Source organism: Solihabitans fulvus (assembly GCF_008386585.1).
Taxonomy (GTDB): domain Bacteria; phylum Actinomycetota; class Actinomycetes; order Mycobacteriales; family Pseudonocardiaceae; genus Solihabitans; species Solihabitans fulvus.
This window is the reverse complement of sequence record NZ_VUOB01000038.1, coordinates 1-18,268: the sequence shown is the minus strand read 5'-3', so window position 1 is coordinate 18,268 and position 18,268 is coordinate 1. Positions and strand designations below refer to the sequence as shown.

Sequence of the window (18,268 nt, the reverse complement as noted above, 5' to 3'; positions counted from 1 at the left end):
GTCCGAGCGTGACTGGTCCATCGACCGATCGCTCGAAGAATGTCGACGGCCCGATGTTGTCCTTCTCCCGCACCGCCTACGACGCTTTGCTTCGGTCAATCGAGTGACGCTCGCGCAGACGGCCCCTCGGTCACGAACCGCTGGGCGGCTGGTGTCTCACCTCATGGCAACGCGCCAAGGCTGTCAGCAGTAGTCCGAGAGCTTGGCGCGCACCGCCGGTGGCATCGCCTTGCCCTCGCACGGAAACGCAGGCAGGTCCAGGTTCATCATCATCTGTAGCACGGTGGTCGCCCGGCCGTTCGGGGTATCGGCATCCCAGCCCACGATGTGGCGGTCGCCGGTCGGGTCGTGCACGGTCACGCCGGACAGCCGGTCCCGCCACGGCTGGTTGGTGACCGCCGAACTCGCGCTGTCCAGGGCCTTCCGCAGCAGGGTCGTGTACTGGTTGGCCGCGTCGGCGTCCGGCCAGGACGCGCAGAGCAGGATGTGCGGGGTGTCGCTGTTGTTCCCCGGGGCGCGCACGCCGACCGCGATCGCGGTGGGGTGCAGCTTGCCGTGCAACACCGGGGTATCGATGGCTGCGGCCACCACATCGCCGAGGCAGTCGGCGAGCCCGCCGATCGTGGGATCGTCGGCAAGGGTCGGCCCGGACGGCGAGGCGTCGTCCAGCTTGCTGCCCATCCCTCCGTACACGAGGTCGGAGCCGCTCACCCTGGCCTGCGCCAGGGAGAACTCCAGTGCGCCGAGGTCCTCGCTCAGTTTGTCCAGACCGGGAGCTCGCAGCACACCGTTGTCCTCCTGCCAGCCCAACTGGCTGAGGCCCTGCCTGGCCTGGTCGTTCTGTCCGCCGGCCACCAGCACAAGCTGCTTGGGCGGCTTGCCAGCCGAGATCGCGAAGTCCGCGTCGAACAGCCGGATGTTCGCCTTGTCCTGCAGGATCGACCCGTACTGGGCGATCGCGCCGGCGCCCGCGCCACGTAGCGAGGCGAACCCGCCGGCGCCGATCGACCAGTCCTTGCCGGCGAGCCGCACCAGCGTCGAGGTGTGGTCGTAGGCCACCGAGGTCCTGGTGTCGTCGGTGGCCGCGATCCGCGCCAGGGCGGCCCGCAGGGGAGTTGCCTGCGCGGCGGGGAGGACGTGGCCGGGCGTGGTTGAGCCGGAGCACCCGGCGACCAGCAGCGCGGACAGGGCGATCAGTGTTGCGAGGGTGCGTCTCATCACGGCTCCGGGGCAGTCCACGCTGGTGGTCGCCCGATCTGATGTCGCGGCGGTTCGGCCGGTTCCCGATCAGTCCCCAGAAAATCGTCTCAGCGGGCGGACACGTCGTTCGAGGCGGCCGACGCGGCAACACAACCCTCGAGGCACTGGCGCCGTGATCACTCTGGCACGAGCGGCCTGATTCCTTCGTTACTTCGTTTCCTTCGTCAGCCCAGACCTTCCGTGAGCATCTGCAAGTGACCCACGTGGCCCACTTGCCGATGCACACGACGTTTCGACAGGCAGATCTTTCCCGAGGCACCGGATCGCGCCTCCATACCAACGGAATCCGCGGCCGGTGCGAATCCAGCAGACTGTCGTGACCGGATGGGGTGAACAACAGTTCGGTTGAGCCACAACGGTTCTACGGTCGGCCCGTGACCAAGGATCAAGAAGAGAGTCCGCTCGAGGTCGGCGAACTGGTGGACGTGATCGACGGCGACTTCGCGGGCAACCGCGCCAAAGTCCACCGGCTCGCCGGCAGGACCATTGGCGTCCGCTTCGACCCTGGCGGACCAGTCGTGTGGCTCCCGGCGGTCGACCTGAAACGAGTGGGGTCGTGACCCCGCTCCGCCGGCCGCCTGGGATATGACACTCCGACAGGGGCAGCCACAGCGTCCAAGACGCAATGCCCTGCGACGACCGCGGAAGGTGAGAATCCGCCGACCTGCATGACCGGATGGGGTGAAGAACGGTTTGCTTGAGCCACAACGGTTCTACCTTCGGTGGCATGACCAAGGATCGAGAGGACAGGCCGATCGTCATCGGCGACGAGGTGCACGTGATCGACGGCGACTTCATTGGCGGCGGCGGCACGGTCCACCGGGTCTACGACGACACGGTGGGCATTCGCTTCGAACCCCATGGGCCGATCGTCTGGCTGCCGATGGATCACGTGAACCGGATAGCACCTTGAGGACAACCACCACAGCCGATCATGGCCGGACGGGGGATACCGCCCGCCCGAAAGCGACGCGGGCGATGTCGCCACTCGGCTCGGTGTTCCTGGCACCGAGCCGAGGTCCGGCCGCATCCTCGACCGACGAGGACCGACGAACTCGCGCTCGACCGTCAATATTCGCTCGCTCAAACGTTATTCCCTTGCCAGCGCTCAATTCTCACTCTCTAGTGACACCAGTTGCACCTCGTTCTGCGCCTAATCTCGTTGCCATGTCAGAGGATCCCGTTCAGGCAATCGTCGACGGCAGCAAGGTCATGCCCATCGACTCGGCCAACCGACTCCAGATCACGGCTATCCAGGCGGGGCTCGATCTGCACGGGCAGGTGCCCATGCAGGAGATCGTTCGGGCCCTCGTCGAAGCCGGTATCCAGAACTCCGACGCCGTCGTGGCCAGGCTCGCAGCCAAGTACAACGTGCCGCCGATCTCCTGGCGCACCACCGAATGAGACCCGGCCCGGCGCCGGCCGCTACGCCTTCACGGCCTGGATCGTGTAGGTCGCCGCGAGGCGCTCCGGCGCGACACTGAGCCGCCACTCGCCCTCGTCGTCGACGGTCATATGCCCCGGCAGTGCCTGCCACGGCACGCTGTCGTGCTCGACGAAGTGGGTGAGCCGCAGTCCGGCGTCGAGCAACGCGGTCACGATCTCACCGAGGCTGTGGTTCCAGGAATGGGTGATGCTGTTGGTGATTTTCGCGTCGGTTTCGATGTAGGTCTCCGGCTCGTCGAACACCAGCGGCTCCGCGTGCTCGAAGTACGGGTACCTGACCGTGAGCGCCTCGGCCTCCTCATCGAACGCCCACAGCATGGGGTGCCCCTCGCGGATGAACAGGCGACCACCCGGTCGAAGCAGGTCCGCGACGACCCTGGCCCACCGGTCCACCCTCGGGAGCCAGCACAGCGCGCCGATTCCCGTGTAGACCAGATCGAACGTCCCTGCGCCGAACACGTCGACGGCGTCGTAGACCTCGGACTCGCGATAGTCGATCTCCGCATCGGCGCCCGTCGCGAGACGGCGGGCCTCGGCCAACGCGGCCGACGAGAAGTCGAGACCGCTCATCCTGGCGCCTAGCCGCGCGAGCGACAGCGTGTCGGTGCCGATGTGGCACTGGAGATGGACACCGCGCAGGCCGGTCAGGTCGCCGAGGCGTTCCCGGTCGAACCGGACGACGCTGCTGAGGTGCCCCGGGTCGCTGAGAAAGCGGTCGAAGGCGTAGCCCGAGGACGCCGCGTGCACTCCGGCACGCTCGTTCCAGTTGGCCTTGTTGATCTCCACATAGTCGCTCATGTCGATCAGCAATCCCGTCTCCGGTGTTCCCCGGCCGGCGCACGATCGCCCGACCTGTCTGATTCCACCAGCATCATCGGATGAGCGGGGAACGCAGTCGAACCAATTAACCCGAAGGTCGAGCGGGCGGCGGTATGCGGCGCGGCGGGCGGTCAGGACGCGGACAGGTCCAGCGGCGTCAGGCCGAGCGACCTGATCAGGTCGAGCATCTCGTTGAGGTAGAGCCTCGCCGGGTCCTGCGCCTGGGCGCGCAGGTGGCCGTACACCTCAAGGGAGACAAGCCCGTGCATGCGGCCCCACATGCGCAGCGACACGGCGACGGCCTCGGGCGGCAGCTCGGGGAACTCCTCGCGAACCAGGCCTGCGAGGTGAGGGTCGAAGTCCGACCACTGGTAGCCACCGTCCGCCAGGTGCGGGCCGACGGCCCGCCACGCGTCGGAGACCAGGCCGGTCAGCCCGGCGCAGGCTCGATGTTCGGCTTCGGCGGCCGGACCGCCCGCAGGGGGCTGGTAGCCGGGCACCGGATCGCCGTAGATGAGCCGGAATCCCTCCGGGTTGGCGATCGCCCAGGACCGGTGCATGGTGGCCCACGCCAGCACTCTGCCGGCCGGATCATCGGCCGGCACCGCGTCGCGCGCGGCCTCGAGGGCGTCCACGAGCGAGGTGTAGACGTCCGCGATCAGGGTACTGACCAGGTCGTCCCTGGTGGCGTAGTAGCCGTAGATGGCTCCGGCCGTCATGCCCATCTCGCGGGCGATGGCACGCAGCGAAATGGCGCCCGGCCCGCCCTCGGCCATGAGCTTCAGGGCGATGGTCTTGATCTCCTGGGACGTCTCCGCCCTCAGTCGTTCGCGCCGGCTCTGCGTCCCGTCTCCCACTCTTGACACTCTACAGCGTTGGGCTACCATCTGCTGTGTCGCAACTATACGCCGTGTAGTAGATCTACACCGTGTATCTCGTGGACACCGACAAGATCGTGCTGCCTCAGAAAAGAGTCGAGTTCGTGGCTAACTCCTCAACCTCTTCCGGGCGACGCGCCGGGCTCCGGCTCGCGCTGCTGGCGCTCTGCCAGTTCCTCGTCGCGCTCGACTACAACATCGTTTACGTCGCCCTGCCCGATCTCGGCCGCGCGCTCGGCTTCAACGCCCAGTCGCTGCAATGGGTCGTCACCGCCTACGCCGTCGGCTTCGGCGGCTTCCTGCTGTTCGGCGGCAGGGCGGCCGACCGGCTCGGCGCCCGCCGCCTGCTGATCCTCGGCCTGGTGATCTTCGGCGTCTCGTCGCTGGTCGGCGGCTTCGCCACCGGCCAGGGCACGCTGATCGCCGCGCGCGCCGCACAGGGCATCGGAGCCGCGCTGCTCACCCCGGCGTCGCTGTCCCTGATCAACACCGGCTTCGCGGAGGGCGCCGAACGCAACCGGGCGCTGGCCGTCTGGGGCGGCTCGGGCAGCGGCGGCCTCGCCGCGGGCGCGGTGCTCGGCGGCCTGCTCACCAATGCCTGGGGCTGGCAGTGGGTGCTGTTCGTCATGGTCCCGATCTCGCTGGGACTCGCCATCGCCGCGCCATCGGCGTTGCCGACGGACGCGCGCGGCCGCGCCGGCCGGGGCGGCTTCGACGTGCTTGGCGCGGTCATCGCCACCGCCGGGTCGTCGCTGGTGGTCTTCGGACTGGTCAGTGGTCCAGACGCCGGCTGGGCCTCGCCGAGGGTCGTGGGCGCGCTGCTGCTCGGCGTCCTGCTGCTCGGGACATTCCTGCTCGTCGAGCGGCGCACCGCCGACCCGCTCGTGCCGCCAAGGCTGTGGCGCAACCGCAGCCTGGCAACGGCAATGCTGGTGATCCTGTTGTTCCAGAGCTCGCTCGGCGGCGCGTACTACCTGTTCACCACCTACGTCCAGGACGTCCTGCACTACAGCGCGCTGGCGGCCGGACTGGCGTTCCTGCCGCTGACCGTCATATCGGCGACGTCGTCGTTCCGGCTCACCGCGCCGCTGATCGGCAGGTGGGGAATCCGGGCGACGCTGTTCATCGGCTTGCTGGTCAACGGGATCGGCATGATCGTGCTCGCCATCGGCATGCCCACCGACGGATCCTTCTGGACCGTGCTGCCCGGCCTCGTCGTGTGGGGCGTCGGCGGCGGCATCACCTTCCCCGCCATGTTCGCGGCCGCCGCGTCCGGAGTGGACGGAGGCGAACAGGGCACGGCGTCCGCGCTGGCCACCACGGCCCAGCAGATCGGTGGAGCCGTCGGACTCGCCGCCCTCGTCGCGATCGCCAACGCCGGCCTCGGCGTCGGACCCGAGCCGACGCCCGCTCCCTCGACCGTCGTCAATGGACTGCACGCGGCCCTCTGGACTGCCGGTGCGGCCACACTCCTCGGCGCGCTGCTCGTGCTCGCGCTCAAACGCCCCGCCGCGCCGACAGCCCAGCGGGACAACACAGCTGCCTCGAACTCGACGGAGGCAGTCCAGTGAGTGGCCCGATCAACGACCTCGCGCACCGGGCACCGGCATCACCGCCCCGACTGGACCGCGCGGGGTCCGGGTGCGGTCGGCGGCGCGATCGGCGTCTCGGGTCAGCCAGGCGCTAACCCAGGAGACGCCGACCTGCGACGAATCGACCTGCTACCCCGTCCGCCGTTACGCGTCGGCCCGGGACGCGTCGCCTGCGGAGGCGGCGCCGCCGACCGGCGACAGGCCACGCTCGGCGAAGACCTTCTTGGCCACGAAGGTCGCGTTGAGTGCCTTGGGAATGCCGCAATAGACAGCGGAGTGCAGCAGAGCCTCGACGATCTCATCCGGGGTGAGGCCCACGTTCAGCGCGGCGTTGATGTGCACGTCGAGCTGCGGCTCGCACCCGCCGAGCGCGGTGAGCATGCCGAGCGTCACCAGCTGACGGTCGCGCGGCGCCAGGCCGGGACGCGCGTAGATCTCGCCGAACGCCCACGAGACGATCTGGTTGCCGAGCTCGGGCGAGACGTCGACCAGGGAGTCGACGACACGCTGGCCACCCTCGCCGTCGATCTGCCGCAGCATCGCCATCCCACGCTCGTACCGGCCGCTCTCGTTCATCGTCGCACTACCTTCTCTTCGATGTTTCCGCAGCTAGAAGCCCTGCCAGCGGTAGAACGAACCGTACGACCTGGAGTGCGCACCAGGTCAAACCCACCCACGCGGCGGATCGTTCGTCGGGGCAGCCGGCGAGCCTGCCGGTTGATACCCTGGGGCCCCTTCCTCTTCGCTGTGTTGGAGACCCTGACCCGATGCTGGACCGTGCCGTCATCGACGCTCTGTTCCCCGCCGACCTGCCCGAGCCGGAGCACTGGGAGCAGCGCTACCCGCAGCGGCAGCTCCCGGACGGGGCCAAGGTCACCCGGCTGGGCCCGTCGCCGACCGGCTTCATCCACATCGGCTCGCTGTACGTCGGCATGATCGACCGGGACGTCGCCAGTCGAACCGGTGGGCGCTACCTCGTGCGTGTCGAGGACACCGACCAGTCGCGTGAGGTGGCCGGCGCGCTCGAGCAGTTCGCCAGGGCGTTCGACTACGTGAGCCTCGTCGCCGACGAGCAGGACGACACCGGCGACTACGGGCCCTACCACCAGTCCGCCAGGGAGTCGATCTACCTCAGCTACGTCCGGCACCTGCTGCGGCAGGACAAGGCGTACCTCTGCTTCGCCACCAAGGACGAGCTCGCCGACATCACCCGGCGTCAGGAAGGCGCGAAGCTCCCGACCGGGTACTACGGCACGTGGGCGATCTGGCGGGATGCCGAGCCCGAGGCGGTGCAGGCCAAGCTCGACGCCGGTGTGCCCTACGTCGTGCGGTTCCGTTCCCCCGGTGAGCCCGGCGCGCGGGCCAGCTTCACCGATGCGATCCGTGGCGAGCTGGAGCACGAGGCCAACCGCAACGACGTGGTGATCCTCAAGTCGTCCGACCAGGCGCTGCGGCTGCCGACCTATCACTTCGCGCACGCCGTCGACGACCACCTGATGCGGGTGAACCTGGTGATCCGTGGCGACGAGTGGATCTCCTCGGTGCCACTGCACCTCCAGTTGTTCGACGCGCTCGGTTTCGAGCACGTCACCTACGCGCACATCGCGCCGCTGATGAAGCAGATCCCCGGCGGCAAGCGGAAGCTGTCCAAGCGCAAGGACCCGGAAGCCGGGCTCGACTTCTACATCGAGGCCGGCTACCCGGCCAAGGCGGTGCTGTACTACCTGCGCGGGCTGGCCAACGGCCGCCTGGCCGAGCTGCCGCTCGACGAGGCGCTGGACTCGCCGATCAATCTCGACGAGTGCGGGGTCGCTGGACCGTTGGTGGACCTGGTCAAGCTGGAGGACATCAGCGCCGACCACATCGCCACGCTCTCCGGCGAGCAGATCCTCGAGGCCGTCAGCGAGTGGGCGCGGCAGTTCGACGCCGACCTCGTGCCGGTGCTCGAGGGCGAACGCGAGCTCGCGCTGGCGGCGCTCGCGGTCGAGCGCGACGGCGTGGAGAACCCGCGCAAGGACCTCCGCAAGTGGTCGGACTTCCGGTCCGCCTACGCGTTCTTCTTCCCAGCGCTGTTCGAGCCGGTCGCCGCGACGGACGAACGTCTTGGCGGAATGGCACCGGAACTGGTGCGCACCTTCGCCGCCGACTTCGCCGACGGCTACCAGGCGTTGGACGACCCGCAGGAGTGGTTCAACCAGATCCGGGAGCTGGCCACCAAGCACGGGTTCGCGCCCAACCCCAAGGAGTACAAGAAGAACCCGGACGCCTACCCCGGCTCGATCCGAGAGGCGTCCCAGCTGATCCGGGTGGCCCTGACGGGCTCGACCCGCAGCCCGGACCTGTACACGGTCGCGAACACGCTGGGCACCGACGAGGTGCTTCGCCGAGTGCGAGCGCTCACCAACTGACCTCGCCGAGCCACCAACGGTTCCCACGCTCTGCCGGAGACCGCACGGACGCAATCTCTGCCGTTCGGGAGAGGCGCGCGCCGCCGCGGGCTACCTAGGCTTTGCAGCATGCGAGTACGCGACAGAGCAGCGGTGGCCAGCGGCGGTGTGGTAGTGCTCGCGGGTGTGGTGACCACGCCGAGGCTCGCCACGATTCCGACGGCGGCGGCCGTCGCGGTCGTCGTGTGGCTTGCCGTCGGCTGGCCGACCACCCGCCGCCGCGCGGCATGGCCCACCGCTGCGGCCGCTGTTGTCTCGTTGGGTGCAACCTCCATCTCGTTCGTCGGGCAACCGGCGGAGGGGTCCGCCGGAGGCACTCTGGGGCTCGTCGAATCCGCCGCGCTGCTCCTGGTGACCGCAGTGATCGTGCGATGGTCACCCCGCCGCGAGGCGGTCACCGCCGGACTGCTTGCCGCCAGCGCGGTGGCAGTCTGGATACTGCGATTCCTGCCAGACCCAACGCCGCTCACCGTCGTCGGAGCCGCCGCACTCTGGTCCATCGCGCCGCTCGGCGCCGCCGTCATCGGCGGATACCCGCGCCTCGCCGAACGCCGACGCCGCCAGTCAGTGGCCTCGGCGCGGCGCGACCAACGCCTGGAACTCGCCCGAGACCTGCACGACTTCGTCGCACACGACATCAGCGGCATGATCGTGCAGGCCCAGGCCGGCCAGTTCGTCGCAGCCACCAACCCAGGCCAGGCACTCGACGCGCTGAAACGCATCGAGGTGTCCGGCCTGCGTGCGCTGGCCTCAATGGATCGAACCGTGCAGATGCTCCACGACGACCGCACCGGAGCCGGCGACGCCGACCGAACCCCGTTGCCAGGACTCGCGGACCTACCCGAACTGGCCGAGCGGTTCACCACGGCCGGCGCGGCGTACGTCCACCTCGACCGGCAGGCCGGGATCAACGCGCCCCGCGAGACCGGCACGACGGTGTACCGGATCGTCGTGGAGGCGCTGACGAACGTCCGTCGGCACGCGCCGTCCGCAACCGTCGTCCAGGTCACCGTCGGCGCAACCGGCCCGACGCTGACGGTGACCATCAGCGACAACGCAGCAGCCACCCCGACGCCGCCGGCACCACGCACCGAACGCCGAGGCGGCTCAGGCCTGGCAAGCCTGGCCGCCCGGGTCGACGCCCTCGGCGGCACGCTCACCTCAGGCCCCGAACCGACTGGCTGGCGCGTCGTGGCCGCCCTGCCAGTGCCGCCACAGATCCACGCCGGATGACACCATGGCCGACGTGACCACACGCATCCTGATCGCCGACGACCAGGAGGACGTCCGAATCGGATTCACGCTGATTCTGAATGCCCAGCCCGACATGACCGTGGTCGGTGCGGCTGCCGACGGGACGACCGCGCTCGAACTGGCCCGCCGCCTCAAGCCCGACATCGTGCTTGCGGACATCCGCATGCCCCGCCTGGACGGCCTGGAACTCACCAGGCAGCTCGCCGGACCCGACGTCATGGACCCCACCCGTGTCATCGTGGTCACCACCTTTGACCTCGACGACTACGTGACGACCGCCCTGCGTAACGGGGCCTGCGGCTTCCTGCTGAAGCGATCCGGCCCCACCCTGCTCATCGAGGCCGTGCGCGCCGCCATGGCCGGCGACACCCTGATCAGCCCGCAGGTCACCGTCCGGCTGCTACGGAACCTGACCGCGCCGACCACCACAGTGCCCACCACCACGTTGCCCGCCATCACAGTGCCCGCCAGCCCGGTGGCTGCCACCCCGGTGGCCGCGCGGACCGACGGAGCAGACCAGCCCGGCAGCGCGAACGGCGCCACAACGCTGACCCGCCGCGAACTCGACATCGCCCGAGGTGTCGCCGAGGGCAAGACCAACGCCGAGATCGCCGCCGACCTGTTCATCTCCCCCGGCACGGTCAAGACCCACATCAGCAACATCCAAGGCAAGATCGCCGCACGCAACCGGGTCGGAATCGCAGCCTGGGCCTGGGCGAACGGGCACCTCACCCCATGACCGCGCGGCCGGCGGCCGTCCCACACCAGCCGCCAGCGAAGCCCACGCACGACCGCGGACCTCTGACACGTCAGGGAGTGCCGACGCTGTCCAATCCGGACTCCCGCAGCGTGATGTTGAGCCGGCCTCCACGCAGGCCGATCTCCGGATTCCCACTGTCGGGTAACGTCTTCGGAACGCCGTGAAACGCGAACCTGGAAGCGCCGCCGAACACGAACAGGTCACCGGACTCCAGTTCGACATCCGTCCACGGCCGATTGCGGTTCTCCGTGTTGCCGAACCGGAAGACACAGGTGTTCCCTAAGCTCAGCGAGACGACCGGCGACGCACTGCGCTCGTCCTTGTCTTGGTGCATACTCATTTTCGCCTCTCTGTCGTAGTAGTTGACCAGCGCGATATCGGGCTGGTACTCAGTGCCGCCTCCCACCTCCCTGCCTGCTTCACGCACTGCTCTGCGTCCCAACTCGGCCAGCCACTCGGGAAAGGGTTTCACCGGCGAACCGTCCGGAGCGGTACGCGAGTATTGGTACGGAATCCAGTGCCATCCCAGGCACACGGTTCGAACCGACATCACCCCGCCACTGGGTAGTCGGGTCGCGTGCAGTCCAGCCGGCGGCAGTGCCCATTCCCGTCACGCGTCGACAATCCGCCGCTGCTCGTCCACGTCCAGCCAGTCCGGGACATGGACCGCACCGGGTGCGATCTCCCGACGAGGCCGCGCGATGAGGGCTGCCATCAGCGGCCGCCAGCACGGTCGGAGATCAAGACGCCGTCCCGGAAAGTCCACGCGGAACCATCCGGCCGCGCACCGCGCAGCCCGTCCGTGGCCTCGAACCCGACCAACTCGGGTAAGCCAGGATCAGCCAACGAACCGAACGCCACCGTGCGCGCCGATCGCCAGAGCCCAGTGGCGACCAATCTCGGTGCGAATCCCGTCCAACCCGCGACCTCATCAGCAACCACCCAGGCGTCCGGTGCACCGGCCGCGAACCGGCAGGCCGGACGGAGCCACGATGCCGCGACAGCAGGCCAGGACACCACCGCGCCGACCTCCCCGCCCATCGACTGCCACGTCTCGACGAACGCACTCGCGTTGGACACCGAGTCCGGATCGCGACCGTGGCCCACGTTGACCAGCACGGCACGCTGCTGGCGAACAAGCTCCACGACCGCCATCACTTCCACCGACTCTGACCTGACGAACTGCTTCCTGGTCATCATGCCGTCGCCATGCTCTCCGGCCGGCAGTGCTGGCAGGGGCGATAGCCGGCCTCCTCGGCCTCGACCACGTCGCGGAAGCCTCGCCGATGTGCAGCACTGATCCTTCGCGCGTTGTGACAGGTCGGGAAGCACACGATGTTGGTGGTGTCGCTGCCGAGATAGAAGACCTGCTCCGCCGCCAACTCCCGCACCTCGTCGAGGTCGACGTCTTCGGCACGCAGCAGCGATTCCTTCGCCTCCTGACCGAACACGTAGTCGCCCGGCTGACCGTCAGCACGCGTCACCCGATGGCAGGGAATCAGCACCGGAACAGGATTCCTCCCCAACGCCGACCCCACGGCCCGCGCCGCACCGGGGTGACCGACCTCCCGCGCCACCCAGGAGTATGGCCTGGTCTGACCGTGCGGAATCTCCTGAATCGCCGTGAGAACAGCCCGCTCGAACGAACTGAGCTCACGCAGGTCGTAGGTCAGCGCCTTCGCCCGACCCGTACGCAGTGCGGGCGCCAACCCGGCTGGCGGACGCGAAGCCGGACGCAGCGGGCGGCCGAACCGGCGTCGATAGGACTCGAGGAACTCCGTCTCCTCACCGTGCACGGAATCCGCCGTTCGCAGATAGCTGATCCCGTGTCCGCTGAAAGCCACGTAGACCCGCCCTACCGTCGCCGGCAGGCTGACCCAGTCGACCGCGACACGACCGAGCAGGTCGTTCGGAGGCAGGGCGCCGAGCTGGCTGAGCTGTTCGACCAGTGCGTCCTCTGCGCTTTTCGTCATCACTGATCCCTCCTTCCCGCAAGCGCCGGTGTGGCTGCGGCGATCCGCAGGCCGTCGGCGCGGTGGTTCGAGACGATCGTCGGCGGCGACATCGTCGCGCGGCGATCTCGCGCCAGGTACAGGGCGCGAAGCTTCTTGAGACCTCGAGATATGTGCGACTTCGCCGTGCCCTCGGGGCAACCGAGAATCTCTGCGACGTCAGGAATCGGCAGACCGATGACATGCCGCAGAACCACTGCGGCCCGCTGGACTGTTGGCAACGTCGAGATCGTCCGAGTCAGCTCGCGCATGCCTTCGCTCTGCACGGCCAACTCCTCGACACCCGGTCCGCTGGCCGGAGGGTCGACGAGGTCGGCAAGCGGCACCTGTCTCGGCCGCCTGCTGGACTCGCGCATCAAGTTGCGCCAGATGTTCAGCACAATCGTCAATAGCCAGGAGCGAGGCTGCAACGCGCGAATCCGCGCCGCGTCGTAGCCGCGCAGGGCGCGATATGCTCGCAGGAACGCTTCGGCTGCGAGGTCGTCCGCATCGGATGGTTGCCCGCTGACCCGAAGCGCGACCGAGTACACGACCTGCTCATAGCCACGCACCAGGTCGACGAATCCAGCATCGAGATCGTCGACCAGGCGCGCGAGCAGAGCGTCGGTCGCCCCGGACTTCTCGTCGTCGCACATGTCGGTCACACCACTAAGAACACCAGTCGGCGGATTCGGTTGCACTCGTCTTCCGCTCAGTTCCCTCGGCCGTGGTCGGGGCGGCGGCGCCGAGCGGATGCGGCTCGGCCGGAGTCCACTGTGTCCTGTGTACCAGGCGGCGCACCAGGTATCTGTCGAGTGAATCGGACCCGTGGTGCAACCCGATCGCCCCCGTCGGTGTTCAAGGAATATGCCCATCCATCCGCTCGGCACCAGTCGAAGCGGACCCTCAAGGGAGGAGACGTTCTGATGACGGACCTGGCCACCTCGGTGGACACACTGCTGAGCCAGTGGGACTGGCAGGAGTTGCGTTCGTCGCTGGTCGAACACGGCTACGCGGTCACCCCTGAGGTGCTGTCGGCGAAACAGTGCGAGGACCTCGTCGGGCTCTACGACGAGCCGGAGCACTGGCGTTCGCGCGTCGACATGGCCCGACACCGCTTCGGCTCCGGCGAGTACAAGTACTTCGCGAACCCCCTGCCAGAGACGGTGGCGGACCTGCGCACCGCCTTCTACCCGCGGCTCGCGCCGCTCGCCAACACCTGGAACGAACAGCTTCGGTTCCCGGACCGGTTCCCTGACGAACTCGACGACTTCCTGGACCGTTGCCACGCAGCTGGGCAGGTGCGCCCGACGCCACTGTTACTTCAGTACCAGGCAGGTGGCTACAACTGCCTGCACCAGGACATCTACGGCGAACACGCGTTTCCCTTACAGGTGATGGTCGCGTTATCCCGGCCGGGCGAGGACTACACCGGTGGCGAGTTCCTTCTGGTGGAGAACCTGCCTCGGGCACAGTCTCGTGGCACCGCAGTCTCTGTAGGCCAGGGACAGGCGGTGATCTGGCCGACTCGATTTCGGCCGGGTGTTGGCAGCCGCGGCTTCTACCGGATCACCGTGCGGCACGGCGTCAGCGTGATCCGGACCGGGCATCGGCACACGCTTGGGGTGATCTTCCACGACGCGACCTGAGCTGTTGCCCGTGCGCAGTTCCCGAGCAACGTCAGCGCGTGGCCGCCGCCGCGCGCCAGGCGATGATCGGGACGCTGCGACGAGACCCAACGACAGGGTGCCGACGGGTGAGAGGTGTCCGCACTGACACATGATCATGGCGGCCGGCCGCCATGACAGGTCACACCTGCTGTAGGTACTCCTCGTAGAGGCCCTCGCGCAGCACCCTGGCGACTGCGAGCGTTCGGTTGGAGCAGTCCAGCTTGGCCAGAATGTTCGCGACGAGCCGCTTGGCACCGTGGCCTGAGATGCCAAGACGGCGTGCGATCTGCTTGTTGCTCAGGCCGTCCACCAACAACAGGATCACCTCGCGCTCCCGCGGAGTGATCCGCACCTCGAGTCGGGTTCTGACCGGCTCGGCGCCCTCGTGAGCCAACTCGAGGAGGCTCTTGACCAGGCGAGACGGGATCGGCACCTCGCCGTCTCGCATACGCCGCAACGTATCGTCCAGTTTGGAGGCACTCAGTTCATTGATGACAACGAAGCCGCCGCTGCGGATGCCCGCCAGCCTGCGCGGTTCGGACAGGTCTGCTTCATCGACTAGCAACAAGGTTTTCATCCCACGACCTGCCGCCGCGTCCAAACAGGCAGCCGCAGATTCGTCGATCTCGCGGAGCGCGACGACGACGATGGCGTAATCGTCACCGATCACCGCCTTGACCGCACTCTCGGGAGTGTGCTCAACGCGAATATCACCGACGATGCTCAACGACTGGAGCATGCGTTCCACGCCGTACTGCTGTAGTTCGTTGCGGAGAGCCAGCGCGACATTGACGCGGGGTTCACGGTCGACTTCGTACCAGGCCATCTCAATCCCCCATCAGCCACGCCCTACACCCGACAGGCGGCCCCAGAGCGCACCCGCGACGCACTGGACACAGACATCCGCCCTGGTCAACAGAGCGGGGCCCGAACCAGCAACGTCAACCCCAGGAGGGCAGTGATCAAACTATCCACCGCCACGAGCCGTCCCCAGCGACAGTAGGAGCGGATCGCACTGTCGAGGCAACCCTAGCGATCTGGACTCGGACCCGCCAAGGACTCTGTAGCACCGGCGACACCCAGCCTTCCGGTGTTACCCCGTTCGGGCTTATCGAATCCGGCGGTTGACGCCACCAACAGCCGGTCAGATGTGCCCCACATTACCCATACCGGTTCTCGACATTAATTGAATGGGAGGAAATCAATCATGTTCTCAATTCGCCACCACTGAAACGGGAGCCCCCGCGCGGCGGCGCGGAGGCTCCCGGTCAGGGCCAGCGGTCAGGGCCAGCGGTCACGACCAACGGTCAGCGCAGGTCCAGCGCCCTACTGAAGGTCCGGAAGAGGTCGGTCTGGTCGGTGACGCCAACGACGTTGGCGGCCTGCGGACCGTAACCGGCGATCCGCACCTCGGTGCCGGTGTGCTCCTGGGACTCTCCGGGAGTGTTGGTGGCGTAGTTGACCGTCATCGGCACGCCGTCCTTCGTGATGAGGGTGGCGGTCTCACCGGGACTCTTGGCGTCGTTGGGGATGATCTGGCTCGTGTGGCCGTGGTCGGCCGTGACCACGACGAGCGTGTCCGGGTTGCTGCGTGCGTAGGCGAGGCCTGCGGCGATTGCTTCGTCGAATGCGACCGTCTCGCCGATCTGCCCACACGGATTGGCGGCGTGGTCCTGCTTGTCGATGCTGGCGCCTTCAACCTGGAGGAAGAAGCCCTTGCCGTTCTTACGGTCGTGCCCCTTCCGGTCGAGCACCTCGATGGCCTTGCGGGTCATGTCGGCGAGCTTGGGCGCGGCGGCGGGCAGGTCGGGGTTCGGAGTGCAGGTGGTCGGTGTCGTGCCGCCCACCTTCGCGCCGGGGCCGGCCCACTGCACGGCCATGTTGCCGTCGGCGAACAGGCCGAGCAGGGGCTTGTCCTTCCCGGCCGAGGCGAGCCCCGACGCGTCGGTCACCACCTGGTAACCCGACGCGGTGGCCTGGTCCAGCACGGTCTTGCCAGCGAACTCACCCGCGCGCACCTTCTGCCCGAAGGACGCCTTACCGCCACCGAGCAGCACGTCCGGCCGCGTCTGCACGAGCTGTTCGGAGATGGAGCCGGCGCCGCCGTTCTCCTTGGCGTTCTTCGGGCACTTGGCCATCGTGTCCGGGCCGTAGCACTTGCGGTCGACGACGTGAGCGCCGAGCACGGCGGGGGTGGCGTCCTGTACCTCGGCGGTGGTGACGTCGCCGGTGCGGTAGCCGTTGCGCTTGGCCAGTTCGAGGATGGTGGGCAGCGGGTTGCCGTACGCGTCGACCGAGATGGCGCCGTTGTAGGTCTTGCTGCCGGTAGCCCAGCCGCTACCGGACGCCGCCGAGTCGGTGACGTAGTCGGGCTTCGACGGGTCGCCCTTCTGGACGGAGTAGGTGGTGTACTCGCCGGTCAACGGAAGTTCGTCCATGGCGAGACGGCCGGCTGCGCCCTTGGCGTAGTTGCGGGCGATGGTGATTTCCGAGTCGCCCATGCCGTCACCGAGGAACAGGATCACGTTGCGGGCCTTGCCGCCCTTGATCGCGTTGCGCACGTCGGACGTCCGGTCGCCGGAGGAATGCCGGACGGATCGGTCCTGCTGGTCGTCAGCTTGGGCGAGGGCCACGGGCACGACCAACGCCCCGACGGCGACCAGGGCGCCGATCGCCAGCCAGCGGCGGCGCACGGTGGGCAGCGAAACCATCAAACCTCCTAATACGGCAACCGCAGTCTGGGATATTTGATGCGTTGTCGCTGGTAGTGGCTGTGGCGGGCTTGGGTTTGGCGCCGTCGTCGCCAGTCTGACCAGTGATCGACGTGCGCCCGCGAGCGCGCCGAGTGGGTCAGCATGGCCCACAGACGCCTGATTTCGTTGCAGGACAGCGGAATCAGGTACTCGACGTCGGTTCTAGCGCCCCTTTTTCGTCGCGGACCCGTTCAGCGCGGGCCGTGACGGCCAGGAACGCGGCCGCGAGCATGGACAGGGTGATGTGCCGATACCAGGCGTCGTAGCGGCGAACCTGGTAGTGGTCCAGGCCGGTCTCGTTCTTCGCGAACTGGAAGGTTTCCTCGACACCCCACCGAGATCCAGCAACACGGACGAGTTCAGCCAGCGGCACCGGGCGGCTGGTGTGACAGATGTAGTAAGCCAACTCGGTGGGCTTGCTGATCGAACGGCGCACCAGCAGCAGGTGCTCGTCGGCGCCGGGATCCAGCAGCAGCCAGTCATACAAGCGGTGTCCCTTGCTGCCCCGCCCGGCCGAGAGGCGTTGCCAGCCCTTGCGGGGCGCACTGCGGGCCAATTCGTCGGCCCGCACCGGGCCTGTCGGGGTAGTGAAGCGTTGGTCGCAGGAGACGGCCATGACGTAGTTGAGGTTGACCTGTTCCAGCCATGCCCGCAGGCCGGGGTTGTCGCCGTAGGCCTCGTCCGCGGTGAACCAGCCCACCTCGACGTCGGAGTCGAGCAGGCGTTTGAGCATGTTCTGGGCCAGCATGGGTTTGGTCGCGAACTCGACCTTGTCGTCGATTCCGGCTTCCTGACAGCGTTCTCGGTCGTCGGTCCACGACGCCGGCAGGTAGAGCTCGCGGTCGATCAACGCCCGGCCCTTGGTCGAGGTGTAGGTCAAGAACACGCCGAGCTGGCAGTTCTCGATCCGCCCGGCGGTGCCGGAGTACTGGCGTTGGACCCCGGCTGATTTGGTGCCCTTCTTGAGGAAACCGGTCTCGTCGGCCACCGCGACCCCGCTCGGGTCGCCGAGGTGTTCCAGCACGTAGGCGCGCAGGTCGTCACGGACGGCGTCAGCGTCCCAGCGATAGAAGTTCAGCAGCCGTTGCATGCCATCCGGGGTCAGGTCACCGGCCTGCTCGGCCAGTGTCCACGAGTTCTTCCGCTCCGCTCCCGAGAGCAGTCCCAGCAGGTACATCCGGGCACGGCGACGCGAGTCCGCTTGCGCAAACCGGCCCGCTACCAGCGCGAACGCATCGTTGAACCCGGCCTGCCACCGCTCCAGGCGGTCATCGAACGCCGCCGGCGGGGGCGCTACGGCTTCTTCCGGACTCACCACACCCCGAAGTTGATCACGTCCAGTCCGGACCCGTGATCACGACACGCCGCTCAAGATCACACAGTGCGGTTGCCGTACTA

The 18,268-nt window shown here is 67.9% G+C and carries 18 protein-coding genes and 1 pseudogene; 8 read left to right on the top strand and 11 right to left on the bottom strand.

Annotated features, from left to right (window positions below):
- Window positions 1–183 precede the first annotated feature (183 nt).
- Window positions 184–1,218 (bottom strand): hypothetical protein, encoded by a 1,035-nt coding sequence (locus F0L68_RS20905; protein ID WP_149851319.1) that lies wholly within the window; start codon window positions 1,216–1,218, stop codon window positions 184–186.
- Window positions 1,219–1,634: 416 nt separating this feature from the next.
- Between F0L68_RS20905 and F0L68_RS20900 the strand changes: the two genes are divergently transcribed.
- The 3 genes from F0L68_RS20900 (at window position 1,635) to F0L68_RS20890 (ending at window position 2,664) form a co-directional block, all read left to right on the top strand.
- Window positions 1,635–1,820, top strand: coding sequence for a hypothetical protein (locus F0L68_RS20900; protein ID WP_149851318.1), 186 nt, complete (start codon window positions 1,635–1,637; stop codon window positions 1,818–1,820).
- Between the two features lie 167 nt (window positions 1,821–1,987).
- Window positions 1,988–2,173, top strand: a complete 186-nt coding sequence (locus F0L68_RS20895; RefSeq protein ID WP_149851317.1) for a hypothetical protein — start codon at window positions 1,988–1,990, stop codon at window positions 2,171–2,173.
- 254 nt (window positions 2,174–2,427) lie between these two features.
- On the top strand, window positions 2,428–2,664 hold the full coding sequence (locus F0L68_RS20890) for a hypothetical protein (RefSeq protein ID WP_149851316.1): 237 nt from the start codon (window positions 2,428–2,430) through the stop codon (window positions 2,662–2,664).
- Between the two features lie 21 nt (window positions 2,665–2,685).
- Here the strand turns inward: F0L68_RS20890 and F0L68_RS20885 are convergent, their stop codons facing one another.
- Both F0L68_RS20885 and F0L68_RS20880 read right to left on the bottom strand, forming a co-directional pair.
- Window positions 2,686–3,504 carry a class I SAM-dependent methyltransferase gene (locus F0L68_RS20885; protein ID WP_149851315.1) on the bottom strand — a complete coding sequence of 273 codons (819 nt, stop codon included), beginning with the start codon at window positions 3,502–3,504 and terminating at the stop codon, window positions 2,686–2,688.
- 152 nt (window positions 3,505–3,656) lie between these two features.
- Window positions 3,657–4,382: a TetR/AcrR family transcriptional regulator gene (locus F0L68_RS20880; protein WP_223198990.1), complete on the bottom strand. Its 726-nt coding sequence runs from the start codon at window positions 4,380–4,382 to the stop codon at window positions 3,657–3,659.
- 80 nt (window positions 4,383–4,462) lie between these two features.
- On the opposite strand from F0L68_RS20880, the gene F0L68_RS20875 reads away from it, so the two are divergent.
- Window positions 4,463–5,974: an MFS transporter gene (locus F0L68_RS20875; RefSeq protein WP_223198989.1), complete on the top strand. Its 1,512-nt coding sequence runs from the start codon at window positions 4,463–4,465 to the stop codon at window positions 5,972–5,974.
- Window positions 5,975–6,139: 165 nt separating this feature from the next.
- On the opposite strand, the gene F0L68_RS20870 is transcribed toward F0L68_RS20875, so the two are convergent.
- Window positions 6,140–6,571, bottom strand: a complete 432-nt coding sequence (locus tag F0L68_RS20870) for a carboxymuconolactone decarboxylase family protein (RefSeq protein WP_149851314.1) — start codon at window positions 6,569–6,571, stop codon at window positions 6,140–6,142.
- A gap of 191 nt (window positions 6,572–6,762) precedes the next feature.
- On the opposite strand from F0L68_RS20870, the gene F0L68_RS20865 reads away from it, so the two are divergent.
- From F0L68_RS20865 to F0L68_RS20855, 3 genes are all read left to right on the top strand, one after another.
- Window positions 6,763–8,403 carry a glutamate--tRNA ligase gene (locus F0L68_RS20865; RefSeq protein ID WP_149851313.1) on the top strand — a complete coding sequence of 547 codons (1,641 nt, stop codon included), beginning with the start codon at window positions 6,763–6,765 and terminating at the stop codon, window positions 8,401–8,403.
- Between the two features lie 108 nt (window positions 8,404–8,511).
- On the top strand, window positions 8,512–9,675 hold the full coding sequence (locus tag F0L68_RS20860) for a sensor histidine kinase (RefSeq protein WP_149851312.1): 1,164 nt from the start codon (window positions 8,512–8,514) through the stop codon (window positions 9,673–9,675).
- A gap of 13 nt (window positions 9,676–9,688) precedes the next feature.
- On the top strand, window positions 9,689–10,435 hold the full coding sequence (locus tag F0L68_RS20855) for a response regulator (RefSeq protein WP_223198988.1): 747 nt from the start codon (window positions 9,689–9,691) through the stop codon (window positions 10,433–10,435).
- A 70-nt stretch (window positions 10,436–10,505) separates the two neighbouring features.
- On the opposite strand, the pseudogene F0L68_RS20850 reads toward F0L68_RS20855, so the two are convergent.
- The 4 genes and pseudogenes from F0L68_RS20850 to F0L68_RS20835 all read right to left on the bottom strand — a co-directional run bounded on the left by F0L68_RS20850 (window position 10,506) and on the right by F0L68_RS20835 (window position 13,103).
- Window positions 10,506–11,171, bottom strand: a pseudogene (locus tag F0L68_RS20850) (alpha-ketoglutarate-dependent dioxygenase AlkB family protein).
- Window positions 11,171–11,653: a hypothetical protein gene (locus F0L68_RS20845; RefSeq protein WP_149851310.1), complete on the bottom strand. Its 483-nt coding sequence runs from the start codon at window positions 11,651–11,653 to the stop codon at window positions 11,171–11,173. Before F0L68_RS20845 ends, F0L68_RS20850 begins: the two are co-directional and overlap by 1 nt.
- Complete coding sequence (locus tag F0L68_RS20840; RefSeq protein WP_149851309.1) at window positions 11,653–12,429, bottom strand: methylated-DNA--[protein]-cysteine S-methyltransferase; 777 nt, start codon at window positions 12,427–12,429, stop codon at window positions 11,653–11,655. Before F0L68_RS20840 ends, F0L68_RS20845 begins: the two co-directional genes overlap by 1 nt.
- On the bottom strand, window positions 12,429–13,103 hold the full coding sequence (locus F0L68_RS20835; RefSeq protein WP_149851308.1) for an RNA polymerase sigma factor: 675 nt from the start codon (window positions 13,101–13,103) through the stop codon (window positions 12,429–12,431). The genes F0L68_RS20840 and F0L68_RS20835 overlap by 1 nt, the downstream gene beginning before the upstream one ends.
- Window positions 13,104–13,373: 270 nt before the next feature.
- Between F0L68_RS20835 and F0L68_RS20830 the strand changes: the two genes are divergently transcribed.
- Window positions 13,374–14,096, top strand: a complete 723-nt coding sequence (locus F0L68_RS20830) for a 2OG-Fe(II) oxygenase (protein ID WP_149851307.1) — start codon at window positions 13,374–13,376, stop codon at window positions 14,094–14,096.
- A 160-nt stretch (window positions 14,097–14,256) separates the two neighbouring features.
- Here the strand turns inward: F0L68_RS20830 and F0L68_RS20825 are convergent, their stop codons facing one another.
- The 3 genes from F0L68_RS20825 to F0L68_RS20815 form a co-directional block, all read right to left on the bottom strand.
- Window positions 14,257–14,943 carry a helix-turn-helix transcriptional regulator gene (locus F0L68_RS20825; protein WP_149851306.1) on the bottom strand — a complete coding sequence of 229 codons (687 nt, stop codon included), beginning with the start codon at window positions 14,941–14,943 and terminating at the stop codon, window positions 14,257–14,259.
- A 481-nt stretch (window positions 14,944–15,424) separates the two neighbouring features.
- Window positions 15,425–16,828 carry an alkaline phosphatase gene (gene phoA / locus F0L68_RS20820; protein ID WP_149851305.1) on the bottom strand — a complete coding sequence of 468 codons (1,404 nt, stop codon included), beginning with the start codon at window positions 16,826–16,828 and terminating at the stop codon, window positions 15,425–15,427.
- A gap of 184 nt (window positions 16,829–17,012) precedes the next feature.
- Complete coding sequence (locus F0L68_RS20815) at window positions 17,013–18,134, bottom strand: IS701 family transposase (RefSeq protein WP_149851477.1); 1,122 nt, start codon at window positions 18,132–18,134, stop codon at window positions 17,013–17,015.
- Window positions 18,135–18,268 lie beyond the last annotated feature (134 nt).

Bases quoted from the DNA above. Each gene is read 5' to 3' on its own strand.
- F0L68_RS20905 (WP_149851319.1), bottom strand. From the start codon at position 1,218: ATGAGACGCACCCTCGCAACACTGATCGCCCTGTCCGCGCTGCTGGTC.
- F0L68_RS20835 (WP_149851308.1), bottom strand. From the start codon at position 13,103: ATGTGCGACGACGAGAAGTCCGGGGCGACCGACGCTCTGCTCGCGCGC.
- F0L68_RS20825 (WP_149851306.1), bottom strand. From the start codon at position 14,943: ATGGCCTGGTACGAAGTCGACCGTGAACCCCGCGTCAATGTCGCGCTG.
- F0L68_RS20860 (WP_149851312.1), top strand. From the start codon at position 8,512: ATGCGAGTACGCGACAGAGCAGCGGTGGCCAGCGGCGGTGTGGTAGTG.
- phoA (WP_149851305.1), bottom strand. From the start codon at position 16,828: ATGGTTTCGCTGCCCACCGTGCGCCGCCGCTGGCTGGCGATCGGCGCC.
- F0L68_RS20830 (WP_149851307.1), top strand. From the start codon at position 13,374: ATGACGGACCTGGCCACCTCGGTGGACACACTGCTGAGCCAGTGGGAC.
- F0L68_RS20890 (WP_149851316.1), top strand. From the start codon at position 2,428: ATGTCAGAGGATCCCGTTCAGGCAATCGTCGACGGCAGCAAGGTCATG.
- F0L68_RS20885 (WP_149851315.1), bottom strand. From the start codon at position 3,504: ATGAGCGACTATGTGGAGATCAACAAGGCCAACTGGAACGAGCGTGCC.
- F0L68_RS20845 (WP_149851310.1), bottom strand. From the start codon at position 11,653: ATGACCAGGAAGCAGTTCGTCAGGTCAGAGTCGGTGGAAGTGATGGCG.
- F0L68_RS20895 (WP_149851317.1), top strand. From the start codon at position 1,988: ATGACCAAGGATCGAGAGGACAGGCCGATCGTCATCGGCGACGAGGTG.
- F0L68_RS20865 (WP_149851313.1), top strand. From the start codon at position 6,763: ATGCTGGACCGTGCCGTCATCGACGCTCTGTTCCCCGCCGACCTGCCC.
- F0L68_RS20840 (WP_149851309.1), bottom strand. From the start codon at position 12,429: ATGACGAAAAGCGCAGAGGACGCACTGGTCGAACAGCTCAGCCAGCTC.
- F0L68_RS20870 (WP_149851314.1), bottom strand. From the start codon at position 6,571: ATGAACGAGAGCGGCCGGTACGAGCGTGGGATGGCGATGCTGCGGCAG.